29 protein-coding genes are annotated in these 26139 nt (G+C 57.8%); 8 read left to right on the plus strand and 21 right to left on the minus strand.

Annotated features, from left to right (window positions below):
• Positions 1–68: 68 nt before the first annotated feature.
• The 9 genes from ccmI to ccmA form a co-directional block, all read right to left on the minus strand.
• The gene (gene ccmI, locus GHN86_RS05270; RefSeq protein ID WP_153381296.1) at positions 69–1268 is read right to left on the minus strand and encodes a c-type cytochrome biogenesis protein CcmI; all 1200 of its coding nucleotides are present in this window, start codon (positions 1266–1268) and stop codon (positions 69–71) included.
• A complete protein-coding gene (locus tag GHN86_RS05275) occupies positions 1261–1737 on the minus strand; it encodes a cytochrome c-type biogenesis protein (RefSeq protein WP_153381298.1) in 477 nt (158 codons plus the stop codon). The genes ccmI and GHN86_RS05275 overlap by 8 nt, the downstream gene beginning before the upstream one ends.
• Positions 1734–2270 carry a DsbE family thiol:disulfide interchange protein gene (locus tag GHN86_RS05280; RefSeq protein ID WP_153381301.1) on the minus strand — a complete coding sequence of 179 codons (537 nt, stop codon included), beginning with the start codon at positions 2268–2270 and terminating at the stop codon, positions 1734–1736. Before GHN86_RS05280 ends, GHN86_RS05275 begins: the two co-directional genes overlap by 4 nt.
• On the minus strand, positions 2267–4240 hold the full coding sequence (locus tag GHN86_RS05285) for a heme lyase CcmF/NrfE family subunit (RefSeq protein ID WP_323369456.1): 1974 nt from the start codon (positions 4238–4240) through the stop codon (positions 2267–2269). Before GHN86_RS05285 ends, GHN86_RS05280 begins: the two co-directional genes overlap by 4 nt.
• Before the next feature lie 14 nt (positions 4241–4254).
• Positions 4255–4713, minus strand: a complete 459-nt coding sequence (gene ccmE / locus GHN86_RS05290; protein ID WP_323369451.1) for a cytochrome c maturation protein CcmE — start codon at positions 4711–4713, stop codon at positions 4255–4257.
• Positions 4710–4886 (minus strand): heme exporter protein CcmD, encoded by a 177-nt coding sequence (ccmD, locus tag GHN86_RS05295; RefSeq protein ID WP_153381305.1) that lies wholly within the window; start codon positions 4884–4886, stop codon positions 4710–4712. The genes ccmE and ccmD overlap by 4 nt, the downstream gene beginning before the upstream one ends.
• The gene (locus GHN86_RS05300) at positions 4883–5641 is read right to left on the minus strand and encodes a heme ABC transporter permease (protein WP_323369452.1); all 759 of its coding nucleotides are present in this window, start codon (positions 5639–5641) and stop codon (positions 4883–4885) included. Before GHN86_RS05300 ends, ccmD begins: the two co-directional genes overlap by 4 nt.
• A gap of 85 nt (positions 5642–5726) precedes the next feature.
• Positions 5727–6395 carry a heme exporter protein CcmB gene (gene ccmB / locus GHN86_RS05305; RefSeq protein ID WP_153381309.1) on the minus strand — a complete coding sequence of 223 codons (669 nt, stop codon included), beginning with the start codon at positions 6393–6395 and terminating at the stop codon, positions 5727–5729.
• Entirely contained in the window at positions 6392–7015 is a 624-nt protein-coding gene (gene ccmA / locus GHN86_RS05310) for a cytochrome c biogenesis heme-transporting ATPase CcmA (RefSeq protein WP_323369457.1), read from the minus strand. Before ccmA ends, ccmB begins: the two co-directional genes overlap by 4 nt.
• Positions 7016–7206: 191 nt before the next feature.
• Here ccmA and GHN86_RS05315 point away from each other — a divergent pair, with 191 nt between their 5' ends.
• The 8 genes from GHN86_RS05315 to GHN86_RS05350 all read left to right on the plus strand — a co-directional run bounded on the left by GHN86_RS05315 (position 7207) and on the right by GHN86_RS05350 (position 15206).
• Entirely contained in the window at positions 7207–8778 is a 1572-nt protein-coding gene (locus tag GHN86_RS05315; protein WP_153381313.1) for a flagellar hook-length control protein FliK, read from the plus strand.
• Complete coding sequence (locus tag GHN86_RS05320; protein WP_153381315.1) at positions 8775–9092, plus strand: EscU/YscU/HrcU family type III secretion system export apparatus switch protein; 318 nt, start codon at positions 8775–8777, stop codon at positions 9090–9092. Before GHN86_RS05315 ends, GHN86_RS05320 begins: the two co-directional genes overlap by 4 nt.
• Before the next feature lie 250 nt (positions 9093–9342).
• A complete protein-coding gene (locus GHN86_RS05325) occupies positions 9343–10851 on the plus strand; it encodes a gamma-glutamyltransferase (RefSeq protein ID WP_153381317.1) in 1509 nt (502 codons plus the stop codon).
• Positions 10848–12251 (plus strand): MFS transporter, encoded by a 1404-nt coding sequence (locus tag GHN86_RS05330; protein WP_153381319.1) that lies wholly within the window; start codon positions 10848–10850, stop codon positions 12249–12251. The genes GHN86_RS05325 and GHN86_RS05330 overlap by 4 nt, the downstream gene beginning before the upstream one ends.
• A gap of 66 nt (positions 12252–12317) precedes the next feature.
• Positions 12318–12926, plus strand: a complete 609-nt coding sequence (gene ribA, locus GHN86_RS05335) for a GTP cyclohydrolase II RibA (RefSeq protein WP_153381320.1) — start codon at positions 12318–12320, stop codon at positions 12924–12926.
• 2 nt (positions 12927–12928) lie between these two features.
• Positions 12929–13816, plus strand: coding sequence for a 3-keto-5-aminohexanoate cleavage protein (locus GHN86_RS05340; RefSeq protein WP_153381322.1), 888 nt, complete (start codon positions 12929–12931; stop codon positions 13814–13816).
• The gene (locus GHN86_RS05345) at positions 13816–14601 is read left to right on the plus strand and encodes a class I SAM-dependent methyltransferase (protein ID WP_153381324.1); all 786 of its coding nucleotides are present in this window, start codon (positions 13816–13818) and stop codon (positions 14599–14601) included. Before GHN86_RS05340 ends, GHN86_RS05345 begins: the two co-directional genes overlap by 1 nt.
• Entirely contained in the window at positions 14601–15206 is a 606-nt protein-coding gene (locus GHN86_RS05350; RefSeq protein WP_153386197.1) for a riboflavin synthase subunit alpha, read from the plus strand. Before GHN86_RS05345 ends, GHN86_RS05350 begins: the two co-directional genes overlap by 1 nt.
• 167 nt (positions 15207–15373) lie before the next feature.
• On the opposite strand, the gene GHN86_RS05355 is transcribed toward GHN86_RS05350, so the two are convergent.
• The 12 genes from GHN86_RS05355 to fleN all read right to left on the minus strand — a co-directional run bounded on the left by GHN86_RS05355 (position 15374) and on the right by fleN (position 26038).
• Positions 15374–15766, minus strand: coding sequence for a DUF2802 domain-containing protein (locus GHN86_RS05355; RefSeq protein ID WP_153381326.1), 393 nt, complete (start codon positions 15764–15766; stop codon positions 15374–15376).
• Positions 15767–16249 (minus strand): chemotaxis protein CheW, encoded by a 483-nt coding sequence (locus GHN86_RS05360; protein ID WP_153381328.1) that lies wholly within the window; start codon positions 16247–16249, stop codon positions 15767–15769. It abuts the gene before it with no gap.
• Between the two features lie 55 nt (positions 16250–16304).
• On the minus strand, positions 16305–17072 hold the full coding sequence (locus tag GHN86_RS05365; RefSeq protein WP_153381330.1) for a CheW domain-containing protein: 768 nt from the start codon (positions 17070–17072) through the stop codon (positions 16305–16307).
• Positions 17073–17156: 84 nt separating this feature from the next.
• Positions 17157–17945: a ParA family protein gene (locus tag GHN86_RS05370; protein ID WP_153381332.1), complete on the minus strand. Its 789-nt coding sequence runs from the start codon at positions 17943–17945 to the stop codon at positions 17157–17159.
• 41 nt (positions 17946–17986) lie between these two features.
• On the minus strand, positions 17987–18877 hold the full coding sequence (motD, locus tag GHN86_RS05375; RefSeq protein ID WP_153381334.1) for a flagellar motor protein MotD: 891 nt from the start codon (positions 18875–18877) through the stop codon (positions 17987–17989).
• Between the two features lie 2 nt (positions 18878–18879).
• Positions 18880–19620 carry a flagellar motor protein gene (locus GHN86_RS05380; RefSeq protein ID WP_153381336.1) on the minus strand — a complete coding sequence of 247 codons (741 nt, stop codon included), beginning with the start codon at positions 19618–19620 and terminating at the stop codon, positions 18880–18882.
• Positions 19620–20762 (minus strand): protein-glutamate methylesterase/protein-glutamine glutaminase, encoded by a 1143-nt coding sequence (locus GHN86_RS05385; RefSeq protein ID WP_153381338.1) that lies wholly within the window; start codon positions 20760–20762, stop codon positions 19620–19622. The genes GHN86_RS05380 and GHN86_RS05385 overlap by 1 nt, the downstream gene beginning before the upstream one ends.
• A gap of 46 nt (positions 20763–20808) precedes the next feature.
• Positions 20809–22968 (minus strand): chemotaxis protein CheA, encoded by a 2160-nt coding sequence (locus tag GHN86_RS05390; RefSeq protein WP_153381340.1) that lies wholly within the window; start codon positions 22966–22968, stop codon positions 20809–20811.
• Between the two features lie 71 nt (positions 22969–23039).
• Positions 23040–23828 (minus strand): protein phosphatase CheZ, encoded by a 789-nt coding sequence (locus GHN86_RS05395; protein ID WP_153381342.1) that lies wholly within the window; start codon positions 23826–23828, stop codon positions 23040–23042.
• A 20-nt stretch (positions 23829–23848) separates the two neighbouring features.
• Entirely contained in the window at positions 23849–24220 is a 372-nt protein-coding gene (locus GHN86_RS05400) for a chemotaxis response regulator CheY (RefSeq protein WP_194286260.1), read from the minus strand.
• Positions 24221–24467: 247 nt separating this feature from the next.
• Positions 24468–25211 (minus strand): RNA polymerase sigma factor FliA, encoded by a 744-nt coding sequence (gene fliA, locus GHN86_RS05405; RefSeq protein ID WP_228384869.1) that lies wholly within the window; start codon positions 25209–25211, stop codon positions 24468–24470.
• Positions 25208–26038, minus strand: a complete 831-nt coding sequence (gene fleN / locus GHN86_RS05410; protein ID WP_153381345.1) for a flagellar synthesis regulator FleN — start codon at positions 26036–26038, stop codon at positions 25208–25210. Before fleN ends, fliA begins: the two co-directional genes overlap by 4 nt.
• Positions 26039–26139: the final 101 nt, after the last annotated feature.

Genomic DNA, 26139 nt, shown 5'->3' on the forward strand with positions numbered 1-26139 from the left:
CGTAGAACGCAGCCTCGCATTACTCGACAGCTGCTACGTGTTTTGGCGTGTACCTCAGTCAGCCATTGTTATGGCGTATCCGGGCGGTCAATCGTCAACTGCTGCAATTCCCGGGTGCTGCTGGCCATCGGCTGGCTGCGCCCTACCCACTCACCCGCCGTCGGCTGACCAGCACGTGAGATGCGGGCCATCAGTATGACTTCAGGAAAGTTGGACAGTTTCAATTGCGGCATCATCGCGTCCACATCGCCCAGCTCCAGGGTGATGGGCAAATCCGCCACGGTGACGCGTTTCACGGCCAAAGGCGCCGGTGGGCCCGATACCGCACGGGCGAAGATAAACACGCTGTCCCCCGGCAAAACGCTCGCTTTGGCTGCATCCGCAAGGTCCACGCTGACCTTGATCGAGGCCAGCGATTTGGGCGCTGCCTCTGTTTTTGCACCACTGGCCAGCAGTTGCTCACGGGCTTTTTCGATGCCGCCCTGCAAGGCCGCACGCGCCTGATCGCCTTCGGGCAGTTCATTCATCAAGCGCTGCCAATAACCGATCGCCTCTGCAAAGCGCTTGTCTTCAAAAGCGGCGATCCCCAGCAAGCCAAGACTGGCTACTTCTTTGGGATCAGCCTTCAAGGCTTCATCCGTCAGCGCCTGCGTCTTCTCGCTCCACTGCTTGTTGTCGGCAAAGTACTGCGCCTGCGCCCATTGGCCCAGCAGTTCAGGTTGACGACCGGCCAGCGTGGCGCTGCGTTCAAACACCCGGGCAGCATCGGCCGGGCGATTTTGGGCCATGTAGGCGCGTCCCAGAAAGTACCAGCCCTCTGCCGATTCAGGCTGCGCGGCGGCGGCACGCTCCAGACGCGACACCATGTCCTCAAGGGACTGCGGCGGCTGTGAGAATTCTGCCGTCAGCTCAACCTTGTCGCTGGCGCCAAAATGCAGGTACAGGCCCAGACCCAACACCGGGACCATCACCGCTGCGAACAAGGGCAACGCTTTGCCCAAACTCGACACCCGCGCCGGGGCCACACCTTCGGTGTCGGCCAATAATTCGCGCGCCGCTTCGGCACGGCCGTCTTCCAGCTGCTGCGGGGTCAACACGCCGTCATCGAACTGGGCCTGCAACTCGGCTTGACGTTCCTGATACAGCGCAACATTCAACGCGGTACGGTCTTCCTCACGCTGGGCACGGCGCCCGCGCAACAGCGGAATCAATAAGAAACTGAGGGCGATCAATAGCAGCAAACCGGCTGCGAGCCAGAATTCAATCATCTTGGTTTTTATCCAGCAAAGCGGCGAGGCGCTGACGCTCCTCGGCAGAAAGGGAGTCCGCACCGTCGGCCTGGGTAACCCGTCGACGGCGCCCGACGATGACTGCGATCAACACCAGTCCGCCCACCAGCAAGGCCAGCGGGCCAAACCACAGCACGGCGGTTTTGCCGGTCAGGGCCGGTTTGTAACGCACAAAGTCACCATAGCGATCGACCATAAAGTCGATGATCTGCTGGTTACTTTTGCCTTCACCGAGCATGCGGTAGATCTCGCGGCGCAAGTCGGTGGCAATCGGCGCGTTGGAGTCGGCAATGTCCTGATTCTGGCACTTGGGACAGCGCAGTTCCTGTGTCAACTCACGAAAGCGCGCGCGCTCGGCGTCATCGGCGAACTCATAGGTGTCGATGGCCGCATGGGCCGCGCCGGCCAGCGTGAAACCCAATGCAACAGCGGCTAACCAACGCTTCATGGCCGGGCCTCGTCAACCAGCGCCTGATAACGGCTGGCCAGTTGCTCGCGCCAGACCGTTTCATCGATAACACCGACAAATTTGTGACGAATCACGCCGTTGCTGTCGATCAGAAAGGTTTCAGGGGCACCGTACACGCCGAGGTTCAAGCCTAACGAACCGTCAGCGTCATTGATGTCCAGTTGATAGGGGTTATGGAAGTCCTTGAGCCACTTCTTTGCATCGGCATTGACGTCTTTGTAGTTCACGCCATAAATCACCACGCCCTGCTCGGCCAGCTTGGTCAGCACCGGGTGCTCGACCCGGCACGAAATACACCAGGTGGCCCAAACGTTAACCATCGCCGGTTTGCCCTTGAGGTCGGCTTCGGTAAGGGTCTTGTCGCCCTCCACCGACGGCAGGCTGAACGCCGGGAACGGTTTGTCGATCATCGCTGACGGCAACTCGGTCGGGTCCAGGTACAAGCCTTTGTAAAGAAACCACGCCATGCCCAAAAACACGGCCAGCGGAATCAGCATCAACCAGCGTTTCATACAGCGGCTCCCGTCATGCCCAGCGCATCACGCACGCGGCTTTTCACCTTGACCCGATAACGACGGTCCATCGCGGCCAGCAACCCGCCAAAGCCCGTCAGCAAACCGCCGAACCAGATCCAGCGAACAAAGGGTTTTACATGCACCCGCACCGCCCACGCGCCGTCACCCAAAGGCTCACCCAATGCCACATAGAGGTCACGGGTGAAACCTGCGTCGATGCCGGCTTCGGTCATCATGGAATTTTGCACGGTGTACAAGCGCTTCTCCGGGTGCAGCACGCTGACTTCCTTGCCGTTGCGGATGACCCGCACCGTGCCTTTATCGGAGGTAAAGTTCGGCCCCTCGAAGTGCTGTGCGCCGTCGAAAATAAAGTGATAACCGCCCAGTTCCATCGACTCGCCCGGCGCCAGACGCAAATCACGCTCGGCACTGTTCTGGCTCGACAACACCACGCCCAGCGCGCAGATCGCGATGCCCAGGTGGGCAATCTGCATGCCCCAATAACTGCGGGTCAGGCTGCGCAGCCCTTTGACCAAGCCTTTGTGACGGGTTTTGTCGCCAATGTCGCGCACCCCGGCCAACAGCACCCACGCCGCCAGCATAAAGGTGGCTAACACCGCCCAGTTGAAATCGCCCCACGCCACACCCGCAATCACGGCGAGTGCCGCACTGCCCAGCAACACCGGAGTCAGCATGCTCAGCAACCATTTGACCGGGGTGTCTTTCCAGCGCACCAGCACACCCACCGCCATGACCATCATCAACAGGGCCATCAACGGGATAAACAACGCATTGAAGTACGGCGGGCCGACCGACATTTTGGCGCCGCTGATGGCGTCCAGAATCAACGGATACAAGGTGCCCAGCAAAATCATTGACGCGGCCACGACCAGAATCAGGTTGTTGCCCAGCAGCAAAGTCTCACGCGACCACAGCTTGAAGCTGACGTGGCTCTTGACCACAGGCGCACGCAGCGCAAACAGGGTCAGTGAACCGCCCACCACAAACAGCAGGAAGATCAGGATAAACACGCCGCGCTCCGGGTCGGAGGCAAAGGCATGCACCGACGTCAGCACCCCCGAACGCACCAGAAAAGTGCCCAGCAAGCTGAGTGAAAACGCGGCAATGGCCAGTAACACCGTCCAGCTTTTGAACACGCCGCGTTTTTCCGTGACCGCCAGCGAGTGAATCAGCGCAGTGCCCACCAGCCACGGCATGAAAGAGGCGTTTTCGACCGGGTCCCAGAACCACCAGCCGCCCCAGCCCAGTTCGTAGTACGCCCACCACGAACCCAAGGTGATGCCGATGCCGAGAAAGGCCCAGGCGACGATGGTCCAGGGGCGCGACCAGCGGGCCCATGCCGCATCCAGTCGTCCCCCGAGCAAGGCGGCGATGGCAAAGGCAAAGGCCACCGAGAAGCCGACATAGCCCATGTACAACATGGGCGGGTGAACGATCAGGCCAATGTCCTGCAAGAGCGGGTTAAGGTCATTGCCGTTCGCAGGAATTTGCGGCAACAGGCGCGCAAAAGGATTTGACGTGACGATCAAAAACAGCAAAAAGCCGATACTGATCATGCCCATGATCGCCAGTACCCGCGCCAGCATCACCTGCGGCAATTGCCGCGAAAAGATCGACACGGCAAAGGTCCAGCCACCCAGAATCATCGCCCACAACAGCAACGAGCCTTCGTGAGCGCCCCACACGGCACTGAATTTGTAGTACCACGGCAGCGCGCTGTTGGAGTTGCTGGCGACGTACCGGACCGAAAAATCATCGGTCATGAACGCGTAGGTCAGGCAACCGAACGCAAACAGCAAGAAGGCGAATTGGCCCCAGGCCGCAGGTTGCGCCAGGCTCATCCATAATTTGTCGCCGCGCCAGGCGCCCAGCAGGGGCACGGTGGCCTGCACGATGGCAAAGCACAGGGCCAGAATCATGGCCAATTGGCCCAATTCAGGAACGATCAATCCAAACGTCATCACTTAACCTCTTGGGTCGGTGCAGGTGCCGACTGGCCACTTTCTTTGAGTGCCTTGGTGACTTCGGGCGGCATGTACTTTTCGTCATGCTTGGCCAGCACTTCGTCGGCCACCACCACGCCTTGAGCATTAAGCTTGCCCAACGCCACGATGCCCTGCCCTTCACGGAACAGGTCGGGCAGGATGCCGCGATACTGAATAGTCACCGACTTGTTGAAGTCCGTGACCACGAACTCGACATCCAGCGAATCCCCGGAGCGTTTCAGCGACCCGGCCTGCACCATGCCGCCTGCGCGGATTCGCGTGTCCAATGGCGCTTCGCCATTGGCAATCTGAGTCGGGGTGTAGAACAGGTTGATGTTCTGTTGCAAGGCACTCAACGCCAGCGCTACAGCAGCACCGACGCCGAGCAGAACAGCCAGAATGATGATCAGACGTTTTTTGCGCAGCGGGTTCACTTCGCGCTCTCCCGGCGCAGACGACGCGCCTCTTGTTGCAGATACCGACGGCGCGCCAGCACCGGCAGCGCCACGTTCAAAGCCAGCACCGCCAGGCAAATGCCATAGGCCGACCAGACATACAGCGCATGTTGGCCCATGGCCAAAAAGTCGCCCAAAGAATCAAAGCTCATCGCGTGCTCTCCAGCGCGTTCAACACCTCAGCCTTTGCCCAGCTGCTGCGGGCTTCGCGCTTGAGCACCTCAAGGCGCATGCGCAACAGCAGCACCACGCCAAAGAAGCAGTAAAAGCCAATGACGGTCAGCAGCAAGGGCAGCCACATGTCCACCGGCATCGCGGGCTTTTCGGTCAGAGTAAAAGTGGCGCCCTGATGCAGGGTGTTCCACCACTCCACGGAGTATTTGATGATCGGGATATTGATCACCCCGACTATCGCCAGCACCGCACAGGCCTTGGCGGCGCTGTCACGGTTGCTGATGGCGTTGCCCAAGGCAATCAGGCCGAAGTACAGAAACAGCAGAATCAGCATTGAGGTCAGGCGTGCGTCCCAGACCCACCACGCGCCCCAGGTCGGCTTGCCCCAGATGGCCCCGGTGATCAGTGCCACGGCCGTCATCCAGGCACCAATGGGCGCAGCGCTTTGCAGGGCGATGTCGGCCATTTTCATCTTCCAGACCAACCCCACGACCCCGCACACGGCCAGCATGACGTAGCAGGACTGCGCCAGCATGGCCGCAGGAACGTGGATATAAATAATTCGGAAACTGTTGCCTTGTTGGTAGTCAGGTGGTGCAAACGCCAGCCCCCAGACAACCCCGCAGCCGATCAGCAACACGGCGGCAGCGCTTAACCACGGCAACAGCCGCCCACTGATGGCATAAAACCATTTAGGCGAGCCGAGTTTGTGAAACCAAGTCCAGTTCATCACGCTGTTTCCATCACGGTGCCGGTCACAACAGCTTGAGTGCCGTGCCAGCCAGGGTCTTTACTGGCCTGTGTAGGGCCAGACCTCATTATTCGCCGATGCTGATTTTCAGCCCGGCCGCTATAGCAAAAGGTGTCAAGGTTACGGCCAAGGCAGTCAAACTGCCCAGCCACAACAAATATCCGGTCGCAGGCATGCCTTGCAATGCCGCCTGCAAGGCGCCACTGCCGAGAATCAGCACCGGAATATAAAGAGGCAAAATCAGTAGCGCCAGCAATAGCCCGCCACGTTTGAGGCCCACGGTCAACGCAGCACCCACGGCACCGAGCAAACTGAGCACCGGGGTGCCCAGCAGCAGCGACACCAGCAGTACCGGCAGGCAGTCCACCGGCAGCCCCAGCATCAACGCCAGCAACGGTGAAAGGATCACCAGTGCCAGACCGGAAAACGCCCAATGCGCCAGCACTTTGGCCATTACCAGCAGAGCCAGCGGATGTGGCGACAACACCCACTGTTCGAGTGAGCCGTCTTCAAAATCACTGCGAAAAAGCCCGTCCAGCGAGAGCAACACCGATAACAGGGCCGCAACCCACAGCAGCCCCGGAGACAAGGTTTTCAACAGCTGTGTTTCGGGCCCGACCGCCAGTGGAAACAAGGCGATCACCAGCGCAAAAAACACCAGCGGATTGAGCAGCTCAGCCGGGCGGCGAAACAACAGGCGCGCTTCACGCGCCACTAAGGTGGCGAACACATTCATGGTGCCCAACGCCCAAGGTCAAGGTCGCGATAACCGGGCGGTGTGCGGCTCAAGGTGTGGTGGGTGGTCAACACCACCGCGCCGCCGCGCTCGCAATGGCTGGCCAGATGTTCTTCAAGCTCGGCTACGCCCTGCTTGTCGAGGGCGGTAAAGGGCTCGTCGAGAATCCACAGCGGGGGGCTGTCCAGAAATAAACGGGCCAGAGCAACGCGACGCTGCTGACCGGCCGACAAGGTGTGGCACGGCACATCTTCAAAACCCTTGAGGCCAACGCTGGCCAAGGCTGCCCAAATAGCCTCACGGGAGGCAGGCCGATGCAAGGCACACAACCAGGCGAGATTTTCCTCAGCACTGAGCAAATCCTTGATGCCGGCCGCGTGACCAATCCACAGCAGGTGGCGGCCCTGCCCCTCAAGCACTTCGCCTTTGAGGCGCACTTCGCCCGCAGTGGGCTGCATCAGGCCCGCCAATACACGCAGCAGGCTGGTTTTGCCGCTGCCATTGGGGCCACTGATTTGCAGCATGTCGCCACTGGCAAGATGCAGGTCGAGATGTTCGAACAACATCCGCCAGTCACGCTCACACGCGAGCGCTACGGCGTCTAGAAGAGGGCTGGTCACGTAATTGAGGCCTTCACGGTTCAAGTCGGCTCAGGCGCGGCCGTTAAAGTGATGCAGGATAAATGCATTTGCGGCCTGTTTCAGAGAGCTGGATCAAACATTTGTAATGTTTTCACAGGCTTCAAGGGACGGGGCGGGATTATACATGCCATGTCCTACATAAATGAGGGCATTTTCGACAGGTTGTAACGATGAAAAGCGACATAACTATTCCGCCCATCCTACCTGCCAATCCGGCCAGTGTCCGCCCCGGAGTCGCCAGCGCGCAGGTGCTCAAGCTGTTGTCTCCCCTGGACGGGCTGATCAGCCCCGGGCAAAGCGCTCAAGCACAGGTGCTGTCGCTGAAACAAGGCGATGCCAGCTTTCAACTGTTGCTTAAACTGACCCTCGATAGCGGGCGTCAGACCAACGTGCAGGTCAGCAGTCTGCAACCCTTCGCGCTGGGTACGTTGTTGAACGTCAGCCAGTCTTCAGCAGGCAGCCTTGCTATCAGCATTCAACAGGCCCTGAGCAGCGCCGCCGCCCCGCTCAGCCGCCTTGACCTGCAACAAGTACCGGCGGGAACGCTGCTGCAAGGCAAAGTGCTGAGCACCCAAGTGCTGGCCCAGACTGCCGCGCAACCGACGGTTTATCGTTCACTGGTCAGCGTGCTCAACAGCGCCCTGAGCACCCGCACCTTGACGCTGGACAGTGCGCAACCGTTGCGGGTGGGCAGCTTGTTGAGCGCACAGGTTGAAGATGCACACACCTTGAATTTTGTCCCGCTCAGCGGTCGACAAGATCAACTGGCACTGGCGCAACAACTGGCTGCCCAGCAAAGCCGTCAAGGCTCACTGCAAGGGTTGCTTAATGCCCTGCAAAAACTTGCACCCGGCGGCGACCTGCCCGCCCCGCTGCGTGCTTCGATCGATACGTTGCTGGCCGGCTTACCGACTGCACCCCAATTGAGTTCACCCGACACCCTGAAAACCGCCTTGCTCAACAGCGGCGCATTTCTGGAAGCCAACCTGCTCAATGGCCAGACCCAAACGCTGACCCCGGACATGAAAGCGACCTTGCTGCGCCTGATTGCACAAATAATGCCCGGCCTGCCCGCCAACCCCAACTTCAACCCCGGCATCGCCGCCAGCACGCAGGCCCAAGCCATGCCAACTTTTGTGCGCAACGCGCTGGGCATGCTTGGACAGGTCAGTGCCAAACCGCAAACCGGTGGCTTTCCGTTGCCATCCCGTACGCTGCACAGTGGTGACGGCGAAGACAGCCTGGAAAATTTACTCAAGCTGGCGGCCGCCGCTCTTTCGCGCCTGCAAAGTCACCAATTGTCCAGCCTGGAGCAAAGCGGTCGCAGCGCTGAAGGCAACCTGCTCACCACGTGGCAGCTGGAAATACCGATGCGCAATGCCCATGACATCGTCCCGTTGCAGGTCAAGTTCCAACGCGAAGACCCGCCTGAAAAAGAGACAGCGGACAGCCCTGAAACCCGCACCATCAAAGATCAGCTGTGGCGCGTTGAATTGGCTTTCGACCTGACGCCGCTGGGGCCGCTGCACGTGCAAGCCCAACTGATTCGCGGAAGTCTGTCAGGGCAGTTGTGGGCTGAGCGCGTCTATACCGCCGAACTCATCGCCAGCCAATTGGGGCATTTACGACAACGTTTGAGTGATGCGGGATTGAGCGTGACCGATCTCGATTGCCATCTCGGCACCCCACCGCAAGGTGGTCATACCCCATTGGAACAACGCTGGGTGGACGAAACCGCATGACCACACAACCCGAACCGCGTCAGGCCATTGCGCTTAAATACGACGGTAAACAAGCGCCCACGTTGACTGCCAAAGGCGACGACGCTCTGGCTGAGGCGATTTTGCAACTGGCGCGCGAGCACGAAGTGCCGATTTACGAAAACGCCGAACTGGTGAAATTATTAGCCCGGATGGAGCTGGGCGACAGCATCCCGCAGGAGTTGTATCGGACACTGGCTGAAATCATCGCCTTCGCCTGGCAACTGAAGGGCAAATTCCCGCAAGGCTTTGACCCCGATGAACAGCCCGTGGAGCGCGACATCACCCCAGGCTAACGCCCTTGAACAGCCATAGAGCACGCGGTGCTTCACCGCACTTTAAAGCGTGCTTTTGGCTTCTGATAAACACAACCACACAGACTTCCAATTACAGCCATCGATAAAAACGAATAAGTTATGTAGGAGTATTCTTCAAACTCTAGGGATTAGTCCTACGCGCCTTTAAATTGCACTTATATATAGACCCACTATAACTAAAACACCTTCAAGCAATGGCTCACCCAGCCATCCATCGCGAGGCCGCTTTATGTCAAATTTAGCGCAGGGCCTTTCATTCAGTATTGCAACGCCGCACTTCAAATCATCGACCATGGGCATGTCTGAATATTTATTATCTGCCAAAGCCTGTAACGCGGCATTAAGCGCTGCACTTTCACTGACCTTCAACCTCCCGCACTTATGTGGCCTGGGTGGCGATGCAATTATTATGCAGTCGCGCCAGGGTCAGATCGACATGCTTAACGGCACCGGAAAAACAGCTCGCAATCAACACCCGCAAAGTTATTTAACACGAGGATTAACTTCCACTCCACGCCGTGGCATTTACAGCACCATGATTTATGGCTGCCCCAGCGCATATGACCGTTACGTTAACGCTCACACCCTTGATATTAATCAGATTACCCACTCACTGATAAAACATGATTTAAGCCATGGTTTAGTCGCGACCGACAGTTTGTCCCGAACGGTTATAAATGCACTCAACGAAACCACACCCTATACCCGCCTCGCTCAATGGAGTCATTGTTTTACTCACACTCACGGCTTTGAGTTGTTGCATCGCCACACATTGAATGCATTAAACCGTGAAGGTTTCTCATCACTGTATACCGGCGTGTTAGCCGAGCAGGTACTCAACGCATTGGCATCCTGCGACCCTTCGCTCTATACCACTTCCGACTTTTCAGACTTTGAACCTAATCTGCCAGAAACTCGCACCACGGAGTTTATGCAAGCGACGATCACCGCTCACGGCAGTAACAGTCCCTGGCGAGAATTGTTTTTACTGTTAAAGATTTATCAACTAAGTGCGCAAGACACTGAGGAGCTCACCCCGCGACAGATGTGCACCGCGGCTGGGCTTATAGACACGCTACTGGCAACACAGCCACCGGCACCTGCGGATAACGATCACACCTTAAGCCAGCACGCGGCCGCCCTCTATGAGCAACTTAAATGGGGTGATCGCGAACCGGTGGCGCAATCATCAAAGCCTTCTCACACTGTTTTTATGGCATGCGCCGAGGCCGACGGAACACTGACCGGCATTACCAACTCCATCTTTACGCCGCTGGGCGCTTTATTTGAAATTGAAGACACCGGCATTCTCCTGTCCAATCGCGCTTTTTCTTTTAATGGCCCGCACTGGGGGGCTCACTTCAAAGGCTCGGTCGCCGCCAAACACACAACCAATTGCGTGCATGTCCGTTGCCGTGATCTTGAATTTATTATTGGCACTTCGGGCGGGCCTGTTCAGTCGCAAACCCTGGCCTTCATCATTAATAAAATCGTAGCGCAGCATTGTCCGATTCAAACCGCTGTCGCCAGTCCCCGTTATGCCAATCTCGGCTGTCATCCTAAAACCGGAGTGCCGACTTATTTAAGTGAATCGGCACAGGCAGATCCTGTGTTCACCTGGACCCACGGGCTGTCCGATAAACTCGGAGTCGTCCAACTGGCCGGCATCAACACTTTCAATGGCCGGGTGTTTGCCGCTGCCGACCCGCGCAGCACTGGCGTAGCGCTGGCGCTATGAACGCGCCCACCCGTACTGCGAGCAGTGCACAGATCCTGACCGTGGCCGCTGCGTTCTTTCTTGAGGTGCTGGATGCCACCGTGATGATTGTGGCCATCGTGCCCATGGCCAACGCTATCAACGCCAGCATCAGTGAAGTCACGCTGTCATTGGCCACGTATGTGTTGGCGCTGGCCGTTTTCACACCGCTCAGTGGTTATGTGTTCAATCAACGGGGGCTTGCCGGAAAGTTTCAATCGGGCGTGCTGATATTTTTCGTCGGCTCATGGGTCTGCGCCCTCAGCCCCGACCTGTACACCCTGTGTTTTGGCCGATTTATTCAAGGCTTTGGCAGTGCGTTAATTGTTCCGGCCGGACGCGCCTTGATACTGGCCAACACCCCCAAACCTCTATTGCCCAGAACCATGGCCTGGTTGATCGCCCCTGCGCTCACTGCCCCGATGGCGGCCCCTTATATCGCCACGCTGATGTTAAGCGCCGGTGGCTGGCGTCTGATCTTTGTGTTTGTCGCGCTGCTGGCCGTGGCGCTTTTTATAGCCTGCCGGCTTTTGCTGCGGTCACTGCCCAGCCCCGTCGCCAAACGCACACCACTGAACCGCCGGGCCTATGCCCTATGGACCTTGTTTTGCGTGGCATTGTTTATGGTGTTTGTGTTCAGCTCGACTCATCAAGGCTACTACGCCGCTATGGCCGCAGGCTGGATGCTGATCGGCGGCGCATTGTTGACCTTGACGCTGCGTAGTGCTCGCCACACAGCACTGTTCGATCTGCAACTGTTGAACAACCCGCTGTTTAAACTCAATCTGGTTTCCGGCAGTTTATTTCGCATCAGCATCTATGCCTTTCCAACCCTGTTAATCATTGGCCTGATGGAAAACGCCGATGCTCCGGCGGTGTTTACCGGGCACTGTCTGTTTTTTATCTTCGCCGGAAACGTTCTCGCCAAACCGATTGCCGTAAAACTGCTAACCGGTTGTCGGCACCTTAAATTCTTTTTTATCTGCGCATCACTCGCCACCACCCTGAGTCTTGGGCTGTTCTATAACACGCCTTTGATTCAGGAGCCGATCACACTTTGGGGGTTATGTTTTGTCCATGGCTGCGCGCGCTCCGTTCAATTTCTCGCCTACTCCACTACCAGCCTGTGGGGCATAGAACATACCCGTCTGCATAACGCCACGGTGTTGATGAGTTCAGTGATGCAACTTAATGCCCTGATCGGACAATCAGTGCCTGCGCTGCTGGCCGCTTTTTATAACCCCGCCCGCTGGTTACCGGGTGAATCTGACCTTGTTTTTTTCCACATGGGGTTGGCAACAGTGATCGTATTGTCAGGCATAACCGTGCTGACGGCGGCGTGTTTGCCCAGCGCTATTAGCCCCCCATCCCGCACTCAATAACGCATCACTTCTTCAATGTCTCATTATTTTTTCCTGCCCTCGGCAGGTATATGCAAGGAGCTGAAGATGAATACCGTGACTTTAAAAACGTCTGTTGAAATCCCGATAGAAGGGATTCCCCTTCTGACCCAGTTTGTCTCCTTTAACGGAATGGATGAAGAGCATTTTGCCTTATTGATTGGCAACTACCGAACCCTGCCCGTCCTCACTCGCATTCACTCCGAATGCCTGACGGGCGATGTATTTGGTTCCAGGCGCTGCGATTGCGGCGCGCAATTGAAAGAAGCCCTCCAGGAAATGGCACTGCGCGGCGGTGGCGTATTGATTTACCTGCGACAGGAAGGCCGCGGCATCGGTTTATATTCAAAGTTCGAGGCCTATCAACTTCAATCCCAGGGCATTGATACCTTCACCGCCAACCAGATGCTCGGGTACGCCGATGATTTAAGGGAGTTTGAGGTGGCCGCCGCCATGCTCAAAGCATTACACATTCAGACCATCGACCTGATTACCAATAACCCGGCCAAAGTTTCCGCGCTGATAGCGTGCAACGTCACCATCCATAAAACCATTCCGTCAGGGGTGTTCCTGACCACCGAAAACGAACCTTACTTGCGAAGCAAAATAAACCTGAAACAACACACCATTAATTTAAATAACAAAAAGGAGTCCTGAACATGTCCTCCTATATTTTGAACTTCTCACCCACCGGCATGGTTCCCACCAAACAACTCAATGTCTATACGCCCATCAGCGTGAGTGAAATCATCGAGGATGTATTGATGGCCGCCGACATGGGCGCCTCGATTGCCCACTTGCATGCTCGAGACGCCAAAACAGGCGAACCCACCTGCGACCTCACGACCTTCGCGGCCATTATTGAAGGCATTCGCCAGCATGACCGGCAGCTGATTTTATGCGTGTCCCTGAGCGGTCGAAATATTGCTGACCCCACGTTACGGGCCTTGCCCCTGACACTAGATGGCGAGGCGAAACCGGACATGGGATCACTGACGCTTTCATCCATGAATTTCCCCGCCCAGCCCAGCATCAACGCCCCCAGCACCATTCAATACCTTGCCCGGCAAATGGCCCTCAAAGGCATCTCCCCCGAAGTGGAAATTTTCGATACCGGCATGTCGAACTACCTTCAAGTGTTGATCAACAAGCAGTTAATGCCGCCTACGGTGTACGCCAATATTTTGCTGGGCAATATTTTTGGTGCTCAACCCAGTTTTGCTCATATCGCCGCGCTGATCAGTGCATTACCCAAGGAGGTCGTCAGTTCGTTCGCGGGGCTGGGCAGCTACCAACTGCGCAGCAATACACTGGCGCTGGCCGCTGGCCACGGCATTCGCATAGGGCTTGAAGACAATATCTGGCTCGATGGCGCGCGCACCACACTGGCGAGCAACCGCAGCCTGCTGCAACGCATTACGGCGATCGCCAGCCATCTGGAGCTGACCCCGGCAACCCCCGAGCAAGTGCGCAAGCAACTGGGTTTGAACCCCGGCAACGGGCGTTATGGGCTGGCTGATCCGTTAACGGTTGAAGGAGACGCCTGATGGACAATATCTGGTTGACCCCACAAGGCTATCAACGCACCTCCAAACACTTGCAAAAACGCTGCCTGGAGTTGCTGCTATCCTTCGCCCCGGCCAAAGGAACGTTACTGGATGTGGGCTGCGGAACCGGCAATACCCTCCTATTCACAGACCCCGACAACATCGAACACTACACCGGCATCGACATCTCCAGGGACATGGTGGCGTACGCCAGCCTCGCCCACGCTGCGCCCAATGTCAGGTTTATGGTCAGCGATTTTCTGGAGTGTTCACTGGAGCCTGCGCGATATGACGCGGCGATCTGCGCAGCCTGCCTGCATTGGTTTATCCCAAGAGAGCAAGCGGTGATCGACAAGTTGTCCGGGCTGATTAAACCGGGCGGCCTGCTGTTTTTGTCCTGTGCCTTTGAATTTGATTATGTGCCCGGTGAGCGGGCCATTCATGAGCAGGTACTGACAGAAATCCGTCAACGCTACCCGAGCATTGGCGAGCCCGTGGTGTTCGATGACTTTCGCTTCAATCGCGACTCGATCATCAATGCCCTGCGGGACTTCACGATCATCCGTTCTCACCGCCTCGAAGAACAGGTTCAGTTCGAGAGTTTTGAAGACTTCAAGGATTGGCATCTGGGCAGCGGCTCAGTCGTGTACGGCCAATTTGAAGCCAGCATCCGCGACCTGGCCATCAATGATTACTACCAGCGCCTGTATGAGCACTACTGCGCAGGGCGCTACCACACGGCCTATTCAACGGTGCTGTTGCTGCTTGAAAAGAGGAGCGCCTGATGTATACCGGCATTGTTCAAGGCACCGCACAGGTCACATCCATCGAGTTGGACGCCGGTCATACCCGGATTGTTTTGGCTCATCCGCTGTTCGACACCGTTGATATCGGCGCCAGCGTATCGGTCAATGGCACCTGCCTGACCGTAACGGCTTATGGATCGGGAACGGCGTCGTTCGACATTTCACAACGAACAGCCGAAATCACCACCCTCAAGGACCTGCGCCTTGACGAGTGGGTGAATATCGAGCGCTCGCACCGAACGGGAGAGGAAAACGGCGGGCATGCGCTCTACGGGCATGTTGAAACGACGGCCAGGGTTGTTTTATGGCATGTGCGAGGTGATGCCGTGGAGGCAGAATTTCAACTGGACCCCGGCACCTTGGCGTATGTGTTCAAAAAGGGCTTTATCGGGCTGCACGGTTGCAGTTTGACCATTGACCGTCTCGACGAAGCGCGGCGCACACTGACCGTGAACCTGATCCCGCAAACGTTGGCATTGACCACCCTTAAGGGCTTGCAGGTGGGGGATCGGGTCAATGTCGAAATTGACCAGACCACACGCACGCTGGTGGACACCTTGCACCGAGTGCTGCGTAAAGTCTAAACGTTGCCCTCGTAGCAGTTGACGAGCAACGCGAGGCTACGGTCGGCGGCGCAGCCGTCGCAAGCCGAACTTATCGGTGGATCAGATATAACGAGGACTCCGGTTTGGCGACGGCTGCGCCGCCGAACGCAGCCTCGCAGAGCTCGTCAGCTGCTACAAGATTTGCACTAGCCCTTGTGCATCTTGCTCATCAACTCGGCTTCAGCCTGAGTCAACCCGCACGACTGGGTCAGTTCATCGACGCTGGCGCCCATGCTCACCAGACGCGCGGCCTGATTGAACGACAGGCTGGTGGGATCACGTTGCTCCAGCTGCGCCAGCTTCTCGGGCAGCGGCGCCACCACCGCGCTCAGCTCCAGCAAATCTTCGCCCATCTGCACGCTGCCGTTCTGGTAGGTGTCCAGACGCCGCGCCAGCTCCTTGATGCGCCGGTCACGCTCGGCATCCGCCGTTGCCTGCTGCGTCGCCAGATCGCGCTGGCGACGCAGGTAAGCACGCAACTGCCAGAGGCTGATCACCCATGCGAGCGCCAGAACGATTACTGCTGCCTCAAGGATCAATCAGATGTTCTCCAGGTCCGACCATTCTTCTTCGGTCATCATTTTGTCCAGCTCAACCAGAATCAGCAGTTCGCCGTTCTTGTTGCACACACCCTGGATAAATTTGGCCGATTCATCATTGCCCACATTCGGCGCCGTTTCGATTTCAGACTGACGCAGGTAAACCACTTCGGCCACGCTGTCGACCAGAATGCCAACCACTTGCTTGTCGGCTTCGATGATCACGATGCGCGAGTTATCGGTGATTTCAGCGTTATGCAAACCAAACCGCTGACGGGTATCAATCACCGTGACGACGTTGCCGCGCAGGTTGATGATGCCCAACACGTAAGAAGGCGCACCCGGTACAGGGGCGATTTCGGTGTAGCGCAGCACTTCCTGCACTTGCATCACGTTGATGCCGTAGGTTTCGTTGTCCAGCTTGAAGGTGACCCATTGCAGGATCGGATCTTCACTACTGTGTTGTGCGGCTGACTTGTTCATGCATCAAACCCTTGACTAAAAAAACCGCTGATGGTGTTCACGGGCACTGGCCCCACTAGCCCTTGCCCTGGGTGATCAACTCGGCCAACTGTTCCACGTCCAGCAGCGCGCACATGTGTTCAATCACTGTGCCGGCCAGCCAGGGGCGTTGTCCGCGCTGAGAGCGCCATTTGATCTGATTGGGGTCCAGGCGCAACGAGCGGCTGACTTGGTGAACGGCCAACCCCCATTCGTAGCCCTGTACCGAAATAACGTATTGCAAGCCCTCGCGAAAATCATCGCGATAGCGGTCGGGCATCACCCAGCGCGCCGTGTCCAGCACCTTGAGGTTGCCGCTTTGAATGGGCAACAGACCCAAAAACCAGTCAGGCTGACCAAACAAGGGCGTCAATTCGCGCCCTTCGAGGGAATATATGGAACCCAGGCAGACCAGCGGCACCGCCAAGGTCAGACCGGCAACATCAAACAGCAAGCACTCGAAGGGTTCGGTGGCCCACGCGGGGCGGCCGTCTTCGGATGTCGGCACAGGTGGCGCAACCACGCGCGGACGATGAGCCTCAATCAGCGGATTAACGAAGGCTTCAGCCGCCACGCCCACGGTGGCCAGCTCTACTGGCATTGCGGGCGCGCGGGCATCGCGCACTTCTTCTTCGAGCATGGCGGCACGGAACTCATCCAGCTCGGCGCTGTGCGACTCGGCAACAGGGACCTGAGGCTCATCTTCGATGGGCGGCAACGCCTCGGTGGCATCAAACAGCAAATCATCGAGATAAGACTGCAACGCCAATTGCGGACGGGTCGAAACGGCTATCGGTTGTGTCATAAGGTGACCCATTCAACGGCCTCATATCTGAGGCTTGTAGACGTTATCGGCTGCACGCAGCGGATACTTGAATACACCCTCACCTCACACCGCCTGCGGTGAAAGCTGGCGGGTCAAGACGTGTTTGAGCAGCGCACGGTAAGCGATCACGCCACGGGTTTTGTCATCGAACTGCGACGGTGTCTGCCCGGCCCGGCTGGCATCGCGCAAGCGCGTATCCACCGGTATAAAGCCCTGCCAGAGGGTGTCCGGGTAGGTATCGCGCAACACCCGCAAGGTGCTGATCGACGCTTGCGTGCGGCGGTCAAACAAGGTCGGCACGATGCAGAACGGCAGCTCTTGCGGGCGCGAACGGTTGATCATGCTCAAGGTGTGAACCATGCGTTCCAGCCCTTTGAGGGCCAGGTGTTCGGTCTGTACCGGAATCAACAGCTGCTGGCTTGCCGCCAAGGCATTGACCATCAACACGCCCAGAATCGGCGGGCTGTCGATAATCGCGTAATCGTAGTCCTGCCACACTTGCGCCAGGCTGCGCGCAATCACCAGCCCAAGACCGCTCTGACCCGGCGCTTGACGCTCCAGTGTGGCCAGTGCCGTGGTCGCTGGCAGCAAGGCAATATTGTCGTGGCTGGTGGGCAGCAACAACTGCGCCGCCAAGCCTTGGGGCACTTGGCCTTTGTGCAAGAACAAATCGTAGACGCTGTGTTCAAGGCCATCGGGGTCATAACCGAAATAGCTGGTCATGGAACCGTGCGGGTCAAGGTCGACCACCACCACGCGCTTACCCGCTTCGGCCAGCAAACCGGCCAGTGCGATGGATGTGGTCGTCTTGCCGACGCCACCTTTTTGATTGGCTACTGCCCAGACTCTCATTTAGTGGTTCCTCCCGGCTTCGTACCTGCCGGCCGAAAATCTTATAAGGGCGACGACGGAGAATTGACGGCATCCCCATCAACCCGTGGCTTTGTTGGTTGCGGTGCAGTTTGTGTGCCAGCGCGCTTGAGGACGGCATCGGCGGTGGCATTGGCGCTGCCTACACCCGTGAGGCTACGGCGCACTTCAAGGTTGCGCGACACCACCAGCACCACCCGGCGGTTCTTCGCCCGGCCTTCTTGCGTGGCGTTATTGGCCACCGGCTGAAATTCGCCGTAGCCCACCGAGGCCATGCGTGCCGGGCTGACGCCCTGCATGGCCAGCATGCGTACGATGCTGGCTGACCGAGCTGACGACAGTTCCCAGTTGGTCGGGTATTGCGACGTGCGAATCGGCTGGTTATCGGTAAAGCCTTCGACATGAATCGGGTTATCAAAAGGTTTAAGGATGGCGGCCACTTTGTCGATGATGGTGAAGGCCATATCACTGGGCATGGCGTCACCGCTGCCAAATAACAAACTGGAGTTCAACTCGATTTCGACCCACAACTCATTGCCGCGCACCGTCAATTGGTTGGAGGCGATCAAATCGCCAAACGCACGAGAGATGTCGTCAGCAATGGTTTTGAGCGGGTCAGTGCTCGTCTGGCCAATGCCTGCATCGGTGCGCTCACTGTCTTTTATCAACGGCTCGGCAGGTGTGGTGCTCAGTGGCCGCTCATCACCGATCGGAATAGGCTTCATGCTGCGCTCCGGGTCGTTGAACACCCCCACCAGCGCTTGTGAAATGACTTTGTATTTGCCTTCATTGATCGACGAAATGGAGTACATGACGACAAAGAAAGCAAACAACAAGGTGATGAAATCCGCGTAGGACACCAGCCAGCGTTCGTGATTGACGTGCTCATCCTCGGAGCGGCGGCGACGACTCATGGTTAACCTACAAAGCCTTGCAGCTTGAGTTCGATGGAGCGCGGGTTTTCGCCTTCGGCAATCGACAGAATGCCTTCGAGCAACATCTCGCGGTACAGCGACTGGCGCTGGGCAATGGCTTTAAGTTTGCTGGCCACCGGCAACAGCACGAGGTTGGCACTGGCCACGCCGTAAATGGTCGCGACGAAGGCCACAGCAATGCCGCTGCCCAATTGGGTCGGGTCTGCCAGGTTGCCCATCACATGGATCAAGCCCATCACCGCACCGATGATGCCGATGGTCGGCGCATAACCGCCCATGCTTTCAAAGACTTTGGCCGCCTCGATGTCGCGGCTCTCCTGGGTCATGTAGTCGACTTCAAGGACGCTGCGAATGGCTTCGGGTTCTGCCCCGTCGACCAGCAGTTGCAAGCCTTTGCGCGAATAACTGTCGGGTTCGGCATCGGCCACGCCTTCAAGGCCCAGCAGGCCTTCCTTGCGTGCCGTCAGGCTCCAGTTGACGACCCGGTCAATGCCGCCGGCCATGTCGATGTGCGGCGGAAAAAGAATCCAGCGAAGGGTTTGCATGGCCCGCTTGAACGCGCTCATGGGCGATTGCAACAACGCTGCGCCCACCGTTCCGCCCAACACAATCAACGCAGCCGGGCCATTAGCCAGCGCGCCCAGATGGCCGCCTTCCAGGTAGTTGCCGCCGATGATGGCGACAAACGCCATGATGATGCCGATCAGGCTCAGAACGTCCATCAGTGGCAGGCCTCGATCAGGTGGCGACCAATATCGTCAAGGCTGTACACCGCATCCGCCAGATTGGCTTTAACGATGGCCATCGGCATGCCGTAAATCACGCAACTGGCTTCGTCCTGAGCCCAGACCGCGCTGCCGCTCTGCTTGAGCAAGCGTGCGCCTTCACGGCCGTCGGCGCCCATGCCGGTCAGCACCACTGCCAATACTTTGTCACCGTAGGATCTGGCCGCCGAACCAAAGGTGATATCCACGCACGGCTTGTAGTTAAGGCGCTCGTCACCGGGCAGGATGCGCACCGCACCGCGGCCGTCGATCATCATTTGCTTGCCGCCGGGGGCCAGCAACGCCAACCCCGGACGCAAAATATCGCCGTCCTCGGCTTCCTTGACGCTGATGCGGCACAGTTTGTCGAGACGCTCTGCAAAGGCTTTGGTAAATGCTGCCGGCATGTGTTGAACCAGCACAATGGGCGCCGGAAAGTTACCCGGCAATTGGGTCAGCACCCGTTGCAATGCCACGGGCCCACCCGTTGAGGTACCGATGGCGACCAATTTGTAGGCTTTGCGCTTGGGGGCTGCCGACACTGGGGCAGGCGCTGAGCGACTGGCAATGGGTGTGGTGCGGGCCGGAGCAACTGGCGCGGACGGCGGCACAAAGCCGCCCACAGCCGGCTTGCTGGACACAGGTGCAGGCGCAGGTGATGGCGCGGGCGCGGGCGCTGCACTGTAGTTGGACAGACGACGGTTGCTGCGCGAAATGCTGTGAACCTTTTCGCAGAGCATGTGTTTGACCTTCTCGGGATTACGCGAGATGTCTTCAAAGTTTTTCGGCAGGAAATCCACTGCCCCGGCATCCAGCGCGTCGAGGGTCACGCGGGCGCCTTCGTGGGTCAGTGACGAGAACATCAACACCGGGGTCGGGCAGCGCTGCATGATGTGGCGCACGGCCGTGATGCCATCCATCAATGGCATCTCGTAATCCATGGTGATCACGTCAGGCTTGAGGGCCAGCGCCTGATCAATGGCTTCCTTGCCATTGGTGGCCGTACCGATCACCTGAATCGTGGGATCAGCCGAGAGAATTTCCGAGACACGGCGGCGGAAAAAACCGGAATCATCCACCACCAGGACTTTGACTACCATAAACACTCCGTTAAGCGGCGCGAACGCACCGCCCACACCACTAGAATCAAATACGCCGCGAAGCGTAGTGCTTGAGCATGCTCGGCACATCGAGGATCAAGGCAATGCGACCATCACCGGTAATGGTGGCGCCCGACATGCCCGGCGTGCCCTGAAGCATCTTGCCCAATGGCTTGATGACCACCTCTTCCTGTCCCACCAGTTGGTCCACCACAAAACCGATGCGCTGGGTGCCCACCGACAGAATCACCACATGCCCTTCGCGCTGTTCTTCGTGGACCGCAGAGGCCACCAGCCAGCGCTTGAGGTAGAACAGCGGCAGCGCCTTGTCCCGCACAATCACCACTTCCTGACCATCGACCACATTGGTGTGCGACAGGTCGAGGTGGAAAATTTCGTTAACGTTGACCAGCGGGAAGGCGAACGCCTGATTGCCCAGCATCACCATCAGGGTTGGCATAATGGCCAGCGTCAGAGGCACCTTGATGACGATTTTCGAGCCACGGCCCAAGGTTGATTCGATGCTCAAGGAGCCATTGAGCTGGGCGATCTTGGTTTTCACCACGTCCATGCCCACGCCACGCCCGGACACGTCGCTGATCTCGGTTTTAGTCGAAAAGCCGGGCGCAAAAATCAGGTTGTAACAATCGGACTCGCTCAGGCGATCAGCCGCGTCCTTGTCCATCAACCCCTTCTTCACGGCAATTGCTCGCAGCACGTTGGCGTCCATGCCTTTGCCGTCATCGGAGATCGACAGCAAGATATGGTCGCCCTCTTGCTCGGCAGACAGGATCACCCGGCCGCAGCGGGTTTTGCCCGCGGCTTCGCGCTCTTCGGGGGTTTCGCAACCGTGGTCAACCGCGTTGCGCACCAAGTGAACCAACGGATCGGCCAGCGCCTCGACCAGGTTTTTGTCCAGATCGGTTTCTTCGCCCACCAGCTCCAGGCTGATTTCTTTTTTCAACTGGCGAGCCAGGTCGCGAACCAGACGCGGGAAGCGTCCGAACACTTTTTTGATCGGCTGCATCCGCGTCTTCATGACCGCCGTTTGCAAGTCGGCCGTGACCACATCGAGGTTGGAGACAGCCTTGGCCATCTCTTCATCGCTGCTGTTAAGGCCCAGTCGCACCAGACGGTTACGCACCAGCACCAGCTCGCCGACCATGTTCATGATGTCGTCAAGGCGCGCCGTGTCCACCCGTACGGTGGTCTCGGCTTCGCTGGCGTGGGCCTTTTCCGGCTGTGCAGCAGGTGTGCGGACCGCAGCTGTACGGGCCGGGGCCGCTTCGACTGGTTTGGCCGCAGCCACAGGCGCTTCGAGCGCAGGGCTTTGGGCAGAAAACTGGCCCTTGCCGTGCAACTCATCCAGCAACGCTTCGAATTCGTGATCACTGATGTGATCGGGGTTGACCGCCGCTTGCGCATCGCTCTGCACGGGCGCTGTAACCGCCGCGTCCAACCCATCGGAATTGAATGCGCCTTTGCCATGCAATTGATCGAGCAAGGCTTCAAATTCGTCGTCGGTGATTTCATTGCTGGCAGGCGCAGGGGCTTGCACTACCGGCTCTGACGCAACGCTGGTGACCGTATCCGCAGAGAACTGCCCTTTGCCATGCAGCTGATCGAGCAACGATTCAAACTCGGCATCGCTGATTTCATCGCTGGCCTGTGCGGGCGGGTTCGCGGGTGCAGGTTCGGCCGCAGCCGCCTTCACCGCATTGAGCGAGTTGAGCAGTAATTCAAATTCGCTGTCGGTAATGTCGCCTGCTGGCTCTGCTTGCCTGGCCGGTTCAACCGCAACCAGCGGCTGGCTGGTCGCAGGCTCGGCCAAACGCGCCAGAGCCGCCAACAGGTCGGGCGTGGCAGCCGTAACCGGGCTGCGCTCACGCACTTGGGCAAACATGCCATTGACCGCATCCAGCGCTTCGAGGACAACGTCCATCAGCTCGGCGTCTACGCTTCGCTCACCCTTGCGCAGGATGTCGAACACGTTTTCGGCGATATGGCAGCACTCCACCAGCTCATTGAGCTGCAGAAAGCCGGCGCCCCCTTTTACAGTGTGAAAACCGCGAAAAATTGCATTGAGCAAGTCCGCATCATCCGGTCGGCTTTCCAGCTCAACCAGTTGTTCGGACAACAGCTCTAGAATCTCGCCGGCTTCAACCAGGAAATCCTGAAGGATTTCTTCATCGGCGCCGAAGCTCATGTACGTGCTCCTTGAAATAGGGCCTTTGGACGCCGCCGCACAGAACCGCACGGGGCGTATTTACTCAGCGCCTAGAAACCTAAACTGGACAATAAATCGTCAACATCATCCTGGCCGGACACGACATCTTCACGTTTATCGGCATGAATCTGCGGACCTTCACCCTTGGTCAGGTTTTTTTGCGAATTATTTTCAGCACGCAGTGCCTCACGGTCGTGTTCGATACCGGCAAAGCGATCAACCTGACTGGCCATCAACACCAGTTTGAGCAAATTACTTTCAACGTCAGTGACCAATTGCGTCACCCGCTTGATCACTTGTCCCGTGAGGTCCTGATAATCCTGGGCCATCAGAATATCCGTGAGGTTGGCCGATACCTGAGCGTTCTCAATGTCGCTGCGCGTCAAAAAACTGTCTACCCGACGCGCCAGCTCGCGAAACTCTTCTGCCCCGACTTCGCGACGCATAAAGCGTCCCCAATCGGCGCTCAACGCTTTGGCCTCCGTGCCCAGCGCATTGACCAGCGGTGTACTGCTTTCGACCAAATCCATCGTCCGATTGGCCGCCGCTTCCGTCAGCTTCACAACATAAGCCAAACGGTCGGCGGCATCGGTGATCTGCGACACTTCTTCGGCACGCGGCATGCCCGGATCTATTTGAAAGTTGACGATGGAGCTGTGCAACTCGCGGGTCAGCTTGCCGACTTCCTGATACAGCCCGCGGTCGCGGGTCTGGTTCAGTTCGTGAATCAACTGCACCGCTTCGCCGAACTGCCCTTTTTCAAGGCTTTCGACCAATTCGTGCGCATGTTTTTTCAGGGTCGATTCAAACTCGCCCTGAGTCGCTTCTTTATGCTCCATTGCGCCCCCCTTCCAGCCGATCAACCGATGCGTTCAAAGATTTTTTCGATCTTGTCCTTGAGCGCCTGAGCCGTGAACGGCTTAACCACATAGCCGTTAACCCCGGCTTGGGCCGCTTCGATGATTTGCTCGCGCTTGGCCTCGGCCGTCACCATCAGGACGGGCAAGTGCTTGAGCTTTTCGTCGGCTCGCACTTGGCGCAGCAAGTCGATACCGCTCATGCCGGGCATGTTCCAGTCGGTCACCAGAAAATCGATGCTGCCCAACTTGAGGATCGGCAACGCGGTGTTGCCGTCGTCCGCCTCGACCGTGTTCGTGAACCCGAGGTCACGCAACAGGTTTTTAATGATCCGACGCATCGTTGAAAAATCATCAACGATAAGGATCTTCATGTTCTTGTCCAATACGGCCTCCAAGCGGTCTTTGCCGCGCTCACGCTCTGAGCGCGCCATTCAATCAATTCGGTAATTATCAAAAGCCCGTCAATTTCGTAGCAGTTGCCGCAGGCGACGTTCGGCGGCAAAGCCGTCGTCAATGCAGCGACTGCGGTGTATCAGCCACACCACGGGCTCTGGATTGACGATCGCTGCGCAATCGAACGCAGCCTGCGGCAGCTGCTACGAATGAATCAGTTTTGTTTCAATGCGCGCGCCATTGGCCCAGACGCGCGCGCAAACGTGCGGCGCACTGGCTGTGCAACTGGCTGACCCGCGATTCGCTGACCCCCAGCACTTCGCCGATTTCCTTGAGGTTCAATTCCTCGTCGTAATACAGCGCCAGCACCAGACGCTCACGCTCCGGCAACAAGCTGATGGCCTCGGTCAAGGCCACCTGAAAGCGCTCGTCTTCCAGATCCCGCGAGGGTTCAAGGTGCGCGCTGGCGCCATCTTCATGCAGCCCTTCGTGCTCGCCGTCCTGCAACAGATCATCGAAGCTGAACAGGCGGCTGCCCAAGGTGTCATTCAAAATGGCGTAATAATCATCCAGGCTTAACTGGAGTTCGGCCGCAACCTCGTGATCTTTAGCGTCACACCCGGTTTTTGCTTCAATAACGCGAATTGCGTCACTGACCATGCGCGTATTGCGGTGAACCGAGCGTGGCGCCCAGTCGCCCTTGCGCACTTCATCGAGCATGGCACCGCGAATGCGAATGCCCGCGTAGGTCTCAAAACTCGCACCCTTGGTCGCGTCGTACTTGGTCGAGACTTCAAGCAGGCCGATCATCCCGGCCTGAATCAAATCATCCACCTGCACGCTGGCGGGCAAGCGCGCCAGCAGGTGATAGGCAATACGCTTGACCAACGGTGCGTAGCGCTCGATCAGTTCGTACTGATTGTCGCGCGACGCCTTGCTGTACATGCGATAGCCGCTAGCGGTCATCAATGCCGTCCTCCACCTGCTTGCTGCACAAGACGCTCGACAAAAAATTCGAGATGGCCTCGGGGATTGGCCGGTAAAGGCCACGTGTCGACTTTCTGCGCGACGGCCTTGAAGGCCAGCGAGCATTTGGAACGCGGGAATGCTTCATACACGGCTCGCTGTTTTTGCACGGCCTTGCGTACGCATTCGTCGTAAGGGATAGCGCCTACATATTGCAGGGCAACATCCAGAAAGCGGTCAGTGACTTTGGTCAGCTTGGCAAACAGGTTGCGGCCTTCCTGCGGGCTTTGCGCCATGTTGGCCAACACGCGAAAGCGATTCATGCCGTAATCACGGTTCAGCAGTTTGATCAGCGCGTAGGCGTCGGTGATTGAGGTAGGCTCATCGCAGACCACCAGCAACACCTCCTGGGCGGCGCGAACAAAACTCACCACTGAATCACCAATCCCGGCGGCGGTATCAATCACCAGCACATCTAGGTTGTCACTGAGGTCACTGAACGCCTGAATCAGACCGGCATGCTGCGCCGGGCTCAGGTTGACCATGCTCTGGGTGCCGGAAGCGGCCGGCACGATACGAATGCCGCCGGGCCCTGTCAGCAAAACATCGCGCAGCTCACAACGGCCCTCGACCACATCGGCCAGGGTGTATTTGGGGGTCAGCCCCAGCAGGACATCGACGTTGGCCAACCCAAGATCAGCGTCCATCAACATCACACGTCGACCCAGTTCGGCCAAGGCGATGGACAAATTCACTGACACGTTAGTTTTACCGACGCCACCTTTGCCGCCGGTCACTGCGATCACCTGTACGGGATGCATGCTGCCCATGATCTTTCTTACCTTGTCTTACTTAGACGCGGCTACAACGGCTGGCTGCGCGTGCCGATTGGCACCACACCTTGCAAACCATCGATGTAGGTACATTGCAA

The organism is Pseudomonas helleri (assembly GCF_009600315.1).
GTDB classification, from domain to species: domain Bacteria; phylum Pseudomonadota; class Gammaproteobacteria; order Pseudomonadales; family Pseudomonadaceae; genus Aquipseudomonas; species Aquipseudomonas helleri_A.

Excerpts from the sequence above, each read along its gene's own strand:
- GHN86_RS05325 (WP_153381317.1), top strand. The coding sequence starts at position 9,343 with ATGTCAAATTTAGCGCAGGGCCTTTCATTCAGTATTGCAACGCCGCAC.
- ccmI (WP_153381296.1), bottom strand. The coding sequence starts at position 1,268 with ATGATTGAATTCTGGCTCGCAGCCGGTTTGCTGCTATTGATCGCCCTC.
- GHN86_RS05320 (WP_153381315.1), top strand. The coding sequence starts at position 8,775 with ATGACCACACAACCCGAACCGCGTCAGGCCATTGCGCTTAAATACGAC.
- GHN86_RS05385 (WP_153381338.1), bottom strand. The coding sequence starts at position 20,762 with ATGGTAGTCAAAGTCCTGGTGGTGGATGATTCCGGTTTTTTCCGCCGC.
- motD (WP_153381334.1), bottom strand. The coding sequence starts at position 18,877 with ATGAGTCGTCGCCGCCGCTCCGAGGATGAGCACGTCAATCACGAACGC.
- GHN86_RS05395 (WP_153381342.1), bottom strand. The coding sequence starts at position 23,828 with ATGGAGCATAAAGAAGCGACTCAGGGCGAGTTTGAATCGACCCTGAAA.
- GHN86_RS05330 (WP_153381319.1), top strand. The coding sequence starts at position 10,848 with ATGAACGCGCCCACCCGTACTGCGAGCAGTGCACAGATCCTGACCGTG.
- GHN86_RS05345 (WP_153381324.1), top strand. The coding sequence starts at position 13,816 with ATGGACAATATCTGGTTGACCCCACAAGGCTATCAACGCACCTCCAAA.
- GHN86_RS05280 (WP_153381301.1), bottom strand. The coding sequence starts at position 2,270 with ATGAAACGCTGGTTGATGCTGATTCCGCTGGCCGTGTTTTTGGGCATG.
- ccmD (WP_153381305.1), bottom strand. The coding sequence starts at position 4,886 with ATGAGCTTTGATTCTTTGGGCGACTTTTTGGCCATGGGCCAACATGCG.
- ccmB (WP_153381309.1), bottom strand. The coding sequence starts at position 6,395 with ATGAATGTGTTCGCCACCTTAGTGGCGCGTGAAGCGCGCCTGTTGTTT.
- GHN86_RS05315 (WP_153381313.1), top strand. The coding sequence starts at position 7,207 with ATGAAAAGCGACATAACTATTCCGCCCATCCTACCTGCCAATCCGGCC.
- GHN86_RS05370 (WP_153381332.1), bottom strand. The coding sequence starts at position 17,945 with ATGAGAGTCTGGGCAGTAGCCAATCAAAAAGGTGGCGTCGGCAAGACG.
- GHN86_RS05275 (WP_153381298.1), bottom strand. The coding sequence starts at position 1,737 with ATGAAGCGTTGGTTAGCCGCTGTTGCATTGGGTTTCACGCTGGCCGGC.
- GHN86_RS05380 (WP_153381336.1), bottom strand. The coding sequence starts at position 19,620 with ATGGACGTTCTGAGCCTGATCGGCATCATCATGGCGTTTGTCGCCATC.
- GHN86_RS05365 (WP_153381330.1), bottom strand. The coding sequence starts at position 17,072 with ATGACACAACCGATAGCCGTTTCGACCCGTCCGCAATTGGCGTTGCAG.
- GHN86_RS05400 (WP_194286260.1), bottom strand. The coding sequence starts at position 24,220 with ATGAAGATCCTTATCGTTGATGATTTTTCAACGATGCGTCGGATCATT.
- fleN (WP_153381345.1), bottom strand. The coding sequence starts at position 26,038 with ATGGGCAGCATGCATCCCGTACAGGTGATCGCAGTGACCGGCGGCAAA.
- GHN86_RS05360 (WP_153381328.1), bottom strand. The coding sequence starts at position 16,249 with ATGAACAAGTCAGCCGCACAACACAGTAGTGAAGATCCGATCCTGCAA.
- GHN86_RS05350 (WP_153386197.1), top strand. The coding sequence starts at position 14,601 with ATGTATACCGGCATTGTTCAAGGCACCGCACAGGTCACATCCATCGAG.
- ribA (WP_153381320.1), top strand. The coding sequence starts at position 12,318 with ATGAATACCGTGACTTTAAAAACGTCTGTTGAAATCCCGATAGAAGGG.
- GHN86_RS05390 (WP_153381340.1), bottom strand. The coding sequence starts at position 22,968 with ATGAGCTTCGGCGCCGATGAAGAAATCCTTCAGGATTTCCTGGTTGAA.
- GHN86_RS05340 (WP_153381322.1), top strand. The coding sequence starts at position 12,929 with ATGTCCTCCTATATTTTGAACTTCTCACCCACCGGCATGGTTCCCACC.